This window comes from Desmonostoc vinosum, assembly GCF_059505385.1.
On record NZ_JCACKM010000189.1, the window covers coordinates 1 to 11468 of the forward strand.

Annotated in this window: 10 protein-coding genes; 5 read left to right on the forward strand and 5 right to left on the reverse strand. The window is 44.2% G+C overall.

Annotated features, from left to right (window positions below; translation table 11 throughout):
- Positions 1–41: 41 nt before the first annotated feature.
- Entirely contained in the window at positions 42–953 is a 912-nt protein-coding gene (locus AC5JMF_RS23710) for a DUF4351 domain-containing protein (protein ID WP_495798160.1), read from the reverse strand.
- A gap of 280 nt (positions 954–1233) precedes the next feature.
- Here AC5JMF_RS23710 and AC5JMF_RS23715 point away from each other — a divergent pair, with 280 nt between their 5' ends.
- The 3 genes from AC5JMF_RS23715 to AC5JMF_RS23725 all read left to right on the forward strand — a co-directional run bounded on the left by AC5JMF_RS23715 (position 1234) and on the right by AC5JMF_RS23725 (position 6829).
- Positions 1234–2589: an efflux RND transporter periplasmic adaptor subunit gene (locus AC5JMF_RS23715; protein ID WP_495798161.1), complete on the forward strand. Its 1356-nt coding sequence runs from the start codon at positions 1234–1236 to the stop codon at positions 2587–2589.
- 124 nt (positions 2590–2713) lie between these two features.
- Positions 2714–5995 (forward strand): efflux RND transporter permease subunit, encoded by a 3282-nt coding sequence (locus AC5JMF_RS23720; protein ID WP_495798162.1) that lies wholly within the window; start codon positions 2714–2716, stop codon positions 5993–5995.
- Between the two features lie 243 nt (positions 5996–6238).
- The gene (locus AC5JMF_RS23725) at positions 6239–6829 is read left to right on the forward strand and encodes a GUN4 domain-containing protein (RefSeq protein WP_495798163.1); all 591 of its coding nucleotides are present in this window, start codon (positions 6239–6241) and stop codon (positions 6827–6829) included.
- Between the two features lie 147 nt (positions 6830–6976).
- Here the strand turns inward: AC5JMF_RS23725 and AC5JMF_RS23730 are convergent, their stop codons facing one another.
- Positions 6977–7207 (reverse strand): hypothetical protein, encoded by a 231-nt coding sequence (locus AC5JMF_RS23730; protein WP_495798164.1) that lies wholly within the window; start codon positions 7205–7207, stop codon positions 6977–6979.
- A 158-nt stretch (positions 7208–7365) separates the two neighbouring features.
- Here AC5JMF_RS23730 and AC5JMF_RS23735 point away from each other — a divergent pair, with 158 nt between their 5' ends.
- Positions 7366–7509 carry a hypothetical protein gene (locus AC5JMF_RS23735; protein WP_495798165.1) on the forward strand — a complete coding sequence of 48 codons (144 nt, stop codon included), beginning with the start codon at positions 7366–7368 and terminating at the stop codon, positions 7507–7509.
- Positions 7510–7562: 53 nt separating this feature from the next.
- Here AC5JMF_RS23735 and AC5JMF_RS23740 read toward each other — a convergent pair whose 3' ends face one another.
- The 3 genes from AC5JMF_RS23740 to rpaB all read right to left on the reverse strand — a co-directional run bounded on the left by AC5JMF_RS23740 (position 7563) and on the right by rpaB (position 9588).
- Entirely contained in the window at positions 7563–8081 is a 519-nt protein-coding gene (locus tag AC5JMF_RS23740; protein WP_495798166.1) for a DUF456 domain-containing protein, read from the reverse strand.
- A gap of 6 nt (positions 8082–8087) precedes the next feature.
- Entirely contained in the window at positions 8088–8750 is a 663-nt protein-coding gene (locus AC5JMF_RS23745) for a cofactor assembly of complex C subunit B (protein ID WP_495798167.1), read from the reverse strand.
- 109 nt (positions 8751–8859) lie between these two features.
- Positions 8860–9588 (reverse strand): response regulator transcription factor RpaB, encoded by a 729-nt coding sequence (rpaB, locus tag AC5JMF_RS23750; protein ID WP_495798168.1) that lies wholly within the window; start codon positions 9586–9588, stop codon positions 8860–8862.
- Between the two features lie 169 nt (positions 9589–9757).
- On the opposite strand from rpaB, the gene radA reads away from it, so the two are divergent.
- Positions 9758–11281: a DNA repair protein RadA gene (gene radA / locus AC5JMF_RS23755; protein WP_495798169.1), complete on the forward strand. Its 1524-nt coding sequence runs from the start codon at positions 9758–9760 to the stop codon at positions 11279–11281.
- Positions 11282–11468: the final 187 nt, after the last annotated feature.

The following is an 11468-nucleotide window of genomic DNA, read 5'->3' on the forward strand; positions in this document are numbered from 1 at the left end:
CCTCGATAGCGAAGCGTTAGCGACGCAGGAGCGTCGCGTCATTACGAATTATTTAACCAAGCTTCTAAATCTGTAACTGATGAAAAATCTAAAAATGCTTCTCCTAATACCTCTAATTGCTCAGTAGATAATCCTTGAATTCGCTCAATTAGCGAAGCATTAATTTCGCCAAAACGGCGATTTAGTTGACGACTCAAGAAGCGAAAAGCTTCCCGTTGTTCTCCTTGTTTAATTCCCTCAACTTGTCCTTCCTGTCTAGCCAGTTCTCTATCTTGCTGATAAAGCGGTGCTAATCTCATAACCAACTCCCTATCATCTGATTCTCCAGTTTGAGACATTACCAAGTTTTGCTGGAGATTGTACAGTAATTCTAGCGTTGCTCTTTGAAATGGATGATTTGATGGTAGCGCTTCTAACTCATCAATTGCTTGCTGTTGTACTGTTCCTCGACCGAGTATTCTTAACCATAAGGTTTCTGGGATACAAGGTAACTGATGGATTGCTATGATCGCTGATCTGAGAGTTTCTCCCAGAAAATGTATTCCTGGCAACCAATCTAACTTTTGGATTGTGCTAAATCCTGCTAATAATGGTGTAGATGCAGTTGGTGTAAGAATCCACAGTTTAGGGATAGCTGACTCTGTAACAGTGGTTTTATTTCGCTTTGCTTCCCTTTGTAATGCTCCTCTTACCTCTAACAATTTCAATAGACAATCACAAATCTCTTCTTTGGATACAGCATTACGAAACGGCTCAAATATGGCAGGTAATTCTGCAAATCTTCCTAGCAATCCTAGAGTTTCTAAATTATTTGGTTCAGTAAAAGGCGAAAATAATACATCAATTTCTCGAACTTCCCCAGCTACACGGCTTGGAGCTTGAACTTCTCCATATGGTTTGAGTAATTCTTCAAGATAATCCTTTGCGAACTGGTCGTGGATAAATCGAGTCATTCGATGTATTTATCGCATTTTGCCAACAATCTGCTAATCATGCCATACATTGGGCTCTGCTCACACAGTTTTGGTTTTTCAACTGAACCACAAGCACCGTTCTCTTTCTTTGTAAATGTTTATTTTTATTACATTGATTTTCAGAATTTATACACATTTCTATAAGATGTAAGACGTTGTACTCAGGACTCACGCAACATATGTGATCAAGTAGTAAAAAAGTCCTGTTTATGTCTATTGCTCCGAAACCCGCTACATCTTAAGTAAATTGTGTCTGGGTATGTGCAATTATAAGTATTCACCTAACTACTGTTTGTGGAGTGTCGCACTCCTGGCATCGGTGTTGATTGGTGGTTGCGGTGCGAAACAGCAATCAACTTCTGCAAAAGCAAGTGGGCCACCACCTGCGGCGGTAAAGTTGCAACGCGTAGAAACATCGTTTGTAGAACAAAGTACGGAGTTTTTGGGAAGGCTGGAAGCCAAGCAGCGTGTAATTTTGCGCCCGCAAATTAGCGGCCGTGTGATCAAAGTAATGGTAGCCCAAGGAAATTTTGTACAAAGTGGGACACCAATCATCCAATTGCGTCCAGAACGAAACCGAGCATCGGTAGATGCTGCTATTGCTTCGGTGGGTTCACAAAAAGCAACTTTAGAAAGTGCCACAGCACAAGTATTCGCCTCCCAGGCGGAGATTAAGCAACGGACATCAGATATTAAGCGTTTTCAAGCAGATATTATCAGCCGGACTGCTGATGTTAAACTTGCAGAAATTAATTACAAACGTGCAGAAGAATTGGTTACACAAGGCGCTTCTCCAAAGCAAACTTTAGACGAACGTCGTAGTCAACGTGACAGTGCGATCGCCGCCTTAGAGGCAGCTAAGCAGTCACTCGCAGCTGCACAAAGCGCCCTAGAACAAGCAAAATCAGAATTGCAAGGCGCACAAGCAACGGTAAAACAAAATGAGTCGCAACTCCGCCGCGCCCAAGCTGAAACAGCACTGCAAGTCGAAGATTTGAATTATAACCGCGTTGTTGCACCAGTTAGCGGTGTTGTTGATGATGTCCCCATCCGTGTTGGTGATTTTGTTAACTTAGGTGAATCACTGACGAGCATCATTCAAAACGATGAATTAGATTTGCGTATCCAAGTCCCTACAAACCTTTCCGGTCAATTGCGTCGTGGTTTGAGAGTAGTATTAGTTGACCCCAACACGGGTAAGCAAATATCTCGTGGTGGTCGCATTAATTTTATTGCACCACAAGTTAATACTGGCGATCAAGCAATTCTGACAAAAGCTCGGTTTCCCAACGGCGATCGCAAATTACGCGACGGGCAATTTGTTCGCGCCCGCATCGTCTGGAATCAAAATCAAGGCTTACTAGTTCCCACCATAGCAGTTTCCACCGTCGGTACCCAAGATTTCGTGTTTGTGGCCGAAGCAGAAACCAAAGATGGCAAATCCGGGCTAGTAGCGCGACAAAAACCAGTGAAATTAGGTGTAATGCAAGGACAGAATTACCAGTTAATTTCAGGATTAGAAGCTGGAGAAAACTTGATTGTATCTGGAATTCAGAGTTTAACCAACGGCGCCCCCATCCAACCCGCAGATAGCGACATCATTTCGGTGAAGTAGGGAGTGGGGAGTAGGGAGTAGGGAGTAGGGAATTAAGTAGTTATTTTATCCCCCTCATCCCCCTCATCCCCTTCATCCCCCCACTCCCCACTCCCCACTCCCCACTCCCTACTCCCCATTCCCCATGAGTATCTCTCGGACTTTCATTACAAGACCAGTTCTGACGACAGTCTGTACGATATTGATTATCCTTGTCGGTGGGATTTGTATTCCGTTACTTCCCCTGGATAAGTTACCGCAACTAGCACTCAAACAAGTGACGGTGAGTGCGAATTACTTGGGAACGGATGCGAAAACTGCTGAAGAGAATGTGACGACGGTGCTGGAACGTCAAATTAATGGTACGGAAAAAGTTGTGTATATGTCGTCACAAACGACGAATAACGGAGACACAGCAATTAATGTATCGTTTCCAACAGATATGGATCGGAACGTCGCTCAGGTATTGGTACAAAACAACGTGGCGGTAGCGGCATCACAGTTGCCTGTAGAGGTAAATCAAACTGGTGTTATTACGCAAAAGCAATCGCCAACTATTACCATTGCTTATGCGATCGCCTCGGAAAAAGACAAAAATGACAAGTTTCTCTATGACAATGTTTTCTTAAGCAATTACGTAGACCGCTTTATCTTAGATGAAATCAAACGCATCGAAGGGGTAGGCAGCGCCCGCATTATTGGTGAACGGAAATATGCGATGCGCATTTGGCTAAATCCATCATCGCTAGCGGCGCGGGGTGTGACAGCGCAAGATGTTGTTAGCGCTATCAGTGAACAGAATATCCAGGTGGGGGCGGGACGTATCGGACAGCAACCAACACCATCGACACAACAATTTGAAATCGCGTTGCGGGCGGTGGGACGTTTTAGCACGCCGCAGGAAGCCGAAGATGTGGTAGTGAAGGTGGGACAGGATGGGACATTAATTCGGGTGCGGGATGTCGGACGAGCGGAAGTCGGGGCACAAGATTACAGTACAACCAATATTTTTGATAACTCCCCGGCTGTGGCGTTGTTGGTGTATCAGCTACCGGGGACGAATGCGTGGAATACTGCCGCTCTGGTGAAAGCGAGGATGGCTGAATTATCGAAGAGTTTTCCCCCTGGAATTAAAGCCACTGTGGCACTTGATAACACCGAATTCGTAGCTGCATCGCTGGATGAAGCATTCAAAACACTACTAGAAGCAGTCTTACTCGTGTTTCTCGTCATTTTTATATTTTTACAGGACTGGCGAACCACGATTATTCCGGCGATCGCTATTCCTGTATCTTTGATCGGGACGATGGCGTTTGCGTTTGCCTTTGGCTTTACACTCAACCAGTTGACATTATTTGGGGTAATTTTGGCAACAGGGTTGGTGGTAGATGACGGGATTATTGTAGTGGAAGCAATCGCCCTGAAACTGGGACAAGGGATGAAACCCTTACAAGCAGCGTTAGATTCCATGGGTGAATTGACATCGGCAGTCATCGCTACATCGCTGGTATTGATGGCGGTATTTATTCCCGTGTCATTCTTTCCAGGGACGACAGGTATTGTTTACAAACAATTCGCGCTGATTATTGCATTTTCGATTTTAATTTCCACATTCAACGCGCTTTCATTCTCTCCGGCGATGGGCGCTTTACTCATGCGTCCCACCCGCGAAGCTCACGGCCCGATCGCAGTATTATTTAGATGGTTCAATCGGTTTTTTGATTGGATGAAAGATGGCTATACCAGCGTAGTTACCTTTCTCATTAAAGTTCGCTTGATTGTGGTTCCCGTTTTCATCGCTGGCTTACTAGCATCGGCTTGGATTTATGCAGTCACACCACAAGGGTTTATTCCTGAAGAAGACCAAGGTTACTTTTTTATCATCGCTGAGGGGCCACCGGGAGTATCTTTAAACTACACAACCGAGATTGTCGAGAACGTCCAGCAAATCGTGCGGAAATTCCCCGAAGTCGAACATGTCAATGGCATAGCCGGATTTGGATTTGAAGGAAACGCCAGTAATAAAGCCATCTTGTTCGTCAAATTGAAGCATTGGGAAGAACGCAGCAAAGCTGGAGAATCGGTATTTGGCGTTACAGGTGCAATTAACAAAGAACTAGCAACAAAAATCACCGGGGCGCGACTAATTGCGGTGAATGCACCCCCCGTTGATGGTTTGGGAAGTGCAGGCGGTTTGGAATTCTTCATCCAAAACAAAGCTGCCTTACCCATGGAAACCTTAATTGATAACTCCCAAAAATTTATCAATTCAGCTCGTCAACGTCCAGAATTAGCAGGGGTATTCACGCAGTTTACATCTGGTACGCCAATGATGCAAATTGCCATCGATCGCAACCAAGCCAAAGCCCAAAATATCGCCATCAACGATATCTTTAGCACAATGCAAACGTACCTTGGTGCGCGTTACGTCAACCAATACGTACTAGGCGGACAACTCTACCGTGTCTACGCCCAAGCCGAGGGTGAATTCCGTACTACACCCGATGATATCAGCCGTTTGTACGTTCGTTCTCGTGACAATCAGATGGTTTCTCTAGGTACCATTGTCAAACTCGAACGCACCAATTACCCGCCAATTATCACCCACTACAACATTTACCCCGCCATCAAAATTCAAGCATCCCCTGCACCAGGATTTAGTACTGGACAAGCAATGGTAGCGATGGAAGAAGTCGCCGCCCAAACCCTGCAACCAGGATTTGGTTACGCCTGGACAGGAACCGCCTTCCAAGAACGTTCTTCTGCTGGTGCCGCACCAATTATCTTTGGTTTAGCCTTCGTGATGGTATTTCTCGTCTTGGCTGCACAGTACGAAAGCTACATCGACCCGACAATTATCATGCTTACCGTCCCCTTAGCAATACTCGGTGCTTTGGGTGCGATCGCATTTCGCGCTAACATCTTGCAAGCAGGTGGTGTTTATCCAGTTGTCAACAATAATATTTATGCTCAAGTTGCTTTGGTAATGTTGATTGGTTTGGCGAGTAAAAACGCCATTCTAATTGTAGAATTCGCCAACCAATCCCATGAACTGGGCATGAGTATTACCCAAGCTGCCATCCGCGCCGCCGAAGAACGTCTGCGACCAATTTTGATGACTGCATTTGCCGGTTTGGTGGGATTTTGGCCTTTAGTTATCGCCAAAGGTGCAGGTGCGATGAGTCGTTGGTCATTGGGAACCGCTTTATTTGGAGGTTATTTAATCTCAACTGTTTTGAGTTTGTTCTTAGTTCCCGTCTTGTATGTAGTGATTAAGAACATTGAGCAACAATTTCTCACCCCAGGTAAAGGCGATAAACCCAAAAAGCCCCAACCAGCTAGCCAACCAGAAACCGCACCCGTCACTATTACCTCTCAAATAGATAATACCGCACCAAATTTGAATATTTCCACACAAAACGAGTGAAAATAAACAGTTTGTAGTCAGCATTAAAGTGCTGACTACAAACTTACTTATTAGTTGATTACTGAGAACATGAATACCAATAAACTCAAACAACTATTTCGCAATTGGAATTTTGACGATTGGATGAACCACATTTTGTTTTTGGTGGTAATCATTCTCTTAATTGAATCATTCTTTTTTCATGGTTAATTTATCTGTCACTTGTTCTTTTGAGTGTATCTTAATTGCGAATTACGAATTATTATGACTGAAGATTACACACAGCTACAAAGCAAAATTACAGAATTAGAAGCAAAAGTTGAGCATTTGACGCAACTTCTGACTTTACCTGAGAGAGTTACGCAAATCGAAACGAATTTATTATTGATTGCAGACGTGTATAAATTTCAACGCTTGCAAGAACTACTTGCTGCTGGTGATTTTCAACAAGCAGATCAAGAAACAATTCGGGTAATTCTAGATATAACAGGTGCAGTAGATTTAGAAGCGATCGCACCTGAAGATGTCCGCAGATTTCCCTGTAACCAACTTCAAGTCATCGATAAACTCTGGACAACTTACAGTCAAGGGAGATTTGGCTTTAGCGTCCAAGCCCAAATCTACCAACAAGTCGGAGGCAGTATCGAAACTACTATCGCTCAAGATAATAGCGTGATTGAAAAGTTAGGAAAACTCACAGGATGGCGGTTAAATAATAAGTGGCTAAAATGCGATGAACTCGACTACACACTCAACGCACCTCTAGGTTGTCATCCCTCCCGCTGGTGGAATTCTCCCTTCGGTTCCAAGATGACCAATTACTTTTTTAATAGGCTAATTACTTGTGAAATTTGATTGGGGAATGGTGAACTCGGGGCCCCCACGTTAGCGAAGCTCAGTGGGGATTAGGGGAATGGGGAATGGGAAACTTGTGCTAAGCATACCCCTATGCATAGCATCTTTAACAAGAATAGTATGAGGAATTACGAATTACGAATTATTTTAGTCTTTTTGTTGGGTTTTTAATTCACGCACACATTCTTGGGCAATTCCTACTGCAAACCCAATACCAGCACCAAACAATGCATACTTACTGTGGAGGTCTTGATAATACTGGCTCTCAAATCTCAGTTGATAAAAGTCACGCTGACCGATTCTTGCACTCGCTAACCCAATGACTGAACCAACTAATGCAGTCAACACTCCTGAAAGCAGAACCATCTTGAGATTCATAATATTACTTCTCCACTAATTCAGTTAACAGTTATCAGTTAACTGCTTTTATCATCTCAAGGTTCAATAAGATGACTAGATATCGCAATATTTCTTAATGGCTTTTTGAGTTAAAAATTATCAAACACTCAAAATTTTTGTTAATAGATATAGTAAATATGTCGAAACAATTAAAGTTAAGTATACTCGGTTCGCTGATTTTTGCTATTGCCATGTTAACCATAACTAATTGGCACTGGGGTGGCATGGGAATAGCTGTATTTTTATTGGCTTATATTTCCAAGGGAATGCGACGTTTATAGTCAAGACTTCGGCTGAGTAGAAAAGGTTATTTGCATCTGGTGGGCAAAGTTTTTTAACCACCAAATACCTGCGACCAAGTTGTTACTAAAAATACTATCACTGCGGCGATCGCCAACAACCCCTGAATCAAATTTCCTATCAAACTACCAACAACAATTCCTATCCCTGCTTTAATCGCTAACCCTAGTTCACGCCGATAAAGAAATTCACCAATAATTGCTCCTAAAAGCGGCCCTAACAATATTCCTAACAAAGGCCCGCCAAAAGGCAAAGCTGGTAATAATCCTAAAAACCCCACAATTAAACCAATAATTGCCCCAATTTGCCCCCACTTGCTAGCACCGGCTTGTTTTGCTCCCAAGTAGCCAGCTAAAATATCCACCCCCACACTTAGCATTAAGACAATAATTGTCACAATTAAAGGTATCTGAATCGCTGCAAAAGAATTACTGACAACTCCCCAAATAATGATGGCAATTAAAATTAAACTGCTACCAGGTAGAGCAGGAACTACAGCACCGATGATACCTAAAATCATCAAGGCAATCAACAGCCAGTAAATAATTTGCATAAGATTTTAAATTTCCGATTCAGCTAGCAAGTGGGAATTAAGAGTTACAGCTAATTTGTCTGCAATTCCTCCAATCCAATTTTCATCTTGTTTAGTGTAACTGCGAGGTGCATTTGCTCCTAAAATCAGCACACCTTGATTGCTTATGGGTTGACAAATTACACCTTGAGTATTCTCAGGCAAATAATCAAACTCAATCTTTCCCGGATATACATTTAAAGCAACTAAATAAACTGGCTTTTGTGTTTCTAATACTCGTTTTAAAATCACTCCCGGTACAACTTCAGATTTATTACTCAGAATGCCGCGACGCAACAAAACTTTACCTTGATAGAAAACTACAAGCGATCGCGTTACCGTATTAGTCAATAACAGATGGGATGCCCAGGCGAGTTCTGTCTTCACGGCTTCTGGTAAATCTTCAGCCAGGATAAAACCTTCCTCTCCAATTAGTTCTACAGTATCAGGCGATCGTGGCTGTACTTGTTGCCAAATCAAACCCGTTAAAATCAACACCGCACTCAAAATCACACCCAGCACATCCCCTCGCGCCTGAGATTCCGTGAGTTCTGGCGTTAATAAACGATTAATTAGCAAAAGCACAGCGCCCAACCCGCCGACAACAAGAGGTAGACGCCGCAGAACTCGATTAGGATCAGGTTTTTTCATTGGTCATTGGGAATTGGTCATTGGGAATTGAAGATAAGCATTTATTATTTCTCCCCCTGCTCCCCCTGCTCCCCCTGCTCCCCCTGCTCCCTCATCCCCCTCATCTCCTTCACTCCTCCCCTGGCTCAATTATCCGTTGAAACAGATAACCAGTACCTCGTGCTGTGAGTATCAATTCTGGGTTGCTGGGGTCGTCTTCCAATTTTGCCCGCAACCGGGAGATATGCACATCTACCACGCGGGTGTCTACATGGCGTTCTGGTGTATAACCCCAGACTTCTTGTAAGATTTCTGAACGGGAAAAGGCTTCTCCAGACCGACTGACTAACAACTCTAGCAAGCTAAACTCCATGCCAGTCAAACGGATACGCTCATCGCCTTTGTAAACTTGCCGCTTATTTGTATCGATTTTGATATTACCAACATGAATCACCCCGGAACTGGGAATACCAGAAGCACTGGTTTTATCTACTCGCCGTAATACTGAGCGAATGCGAGCTTCTAGTTCTTTGGGGGAGAATGGTTTAACTACGTAGTCATCAGCACCCAATTCTAACCCGGTGATGCGATCGGCTACATCACCCAAGGCTGTTAGCATAATAATGGGCACATCTGATTCCTTTCGCAATTCTTGACATACACCGTAGCCATCTAGCTTTGGCATCATTACATCCAAAACTACCAGGTCAGGATCAGCTTTGCGAAATGTTTCTAAAGCTTCTTCTCCGTCGCCAGCCGTTACTACATCGTAGCCAATCATGGAAAGGCGCGTTTCCAAAATCCGGCGAATGCTGGCTTCGTCGTCTACCACCAGGATTTTTTCTTTATGACTTTCCAAGTTTTTCAACGCTCCTTAACTAAAATTTCTCATGATTAATTTTTAATACCATAATATTAAGATATCATTCCATGAATTCATTTGAAAAAGCTCTATCTACTACTACTATTGGATTTTACTTTTTAGCAAGAATTAAAAAAAAATTAAGATTATTGAATAAGAATTAAGAATGCCAAAGCCAAAAACCTTTTTTGTTTGCAATGAATGTGGATCAGAATCTTCTCAGTGGTTTGGTCGGTGTGCAGCCTGTGGCACTTACAACTCCCTAGAAGAGCAAATAGCGATCCAATCTGCGGTGGATGTTCCTAGTCGGGGGGGAGTAAGTAGTTGGCACGCCAGTCAGAACAATGGCAAATCAACGGCTAAACCAGCTAAACCACGCGCGTCTTTGACATTTGACCAAATTAGCGATCGCCAAGTCACACGATGGGAATCTGGCTATGGAGAATTAGATCGGGTGCTGGGTGGCGGTGTGGTTCCGGGTTCAATGGTGCTAATTGGTGGCGATCCGGGAATTGGGAAATCAACATTACTATTGCAAGTATCGAACCAGCTAGCACAAAAATACCGCATCCTTTACATTTCCGGGGAAGAATCAGGACAACAAATCAAATTAAGAGCTTCTCGCTTAGGAGTATCTAAAGACCTCAATATCGTTAGTGATGAAAATGTTGCTGTAGCCGAAGACACTCCCGTTGCTATTGATCCTGAGAGGGTAGGTGCAGATTTATACGTGTTACCAGAAACAGATTTAGAAGAGATTCTGCGCGAAATCGATTCTCTCAGACCGAATTTAGCGGTGATTGACAGTATCCAAACCGTATTTTTTCCGGCTTTGACCTCTGCACCAGGTTCTGTAGCCCAGGTACGCGAATGTACAGCGGCTCTGATGAAAGTAGCAAAGCACGAAGACATTACCATGTTAATCGTCGGACACGTCACCAAAGAAGGAGCGATCGCCGGGCCGAAAGTCTTAGAACACTTAGTTGACACTGTGTTGTATTTTGAAGGGGATCGCTTTGCTTCCCATCGGTTATTACGGACAGTAAAAAACCGCTTTGGTGCAACCCATGAAATCGGCATCTTTGAAATGGTGACAAACGGATTGCGGGAAGTACCTAATCCCAGCGAACTCTTCTTAGGCAACCGTGACGACCCAGCACCAGGCACAGCCATTGTAGTCGCTTGCGAAGGCACTCGCCCCATCGTTGTAGAACTGCAAGCCCTCGTCAGTCCCACCAGTTACCCCTCACCTCGTCGTGCAGGCACAGGTATAGATTATAACCGCTTAGTGCAAATTCTCGCCGTTCTCGAAAAACGCGTCGGCATCCCCATGTCCAAACTAGACTCCTACGTCGCCTCTGCGGGTGGGTTGAACGTCGGCGAACCAGCAGTAGATTTAGGAATCGCCATCGCCGTCGTTGCCAGTTTCCGCGATCGCATCGTTGACCCAGGTACAGTATTAATTGGCGAAGTCGGCTTAGGTGGACAAGTCCGCTCAGTCTCCCAAATGGAACTACGCTTAAAAGAAGCAGCCAAACTCGGATTTAAACGAGCGATCGTTCCCAAAGGTCAAAAATTCCCCGACCTCAACATCGAAATTTTACCAGTCTCCAAAGTCATAGACGCCATCATCGCCGCCATCCCGCACCATACACTAGAAGACAGCGATTTAGAACCAGACGAGGAGTAAGGGATTGGGAACTGATTAAATAATTCGTAATTCGTAATTCGTAATGACGCGACGCTCCTGCGTCGCTCTAAGCGAAGCTGTGCCGTAGGCTTTACGCTGACGCTCGTACCTCGCTACCGCTGACGCTCGAGTCCTCGCTACCGCTTCGCTAACGCTAACGCTATCGAGGACTCGCTCTAAGCGAAGC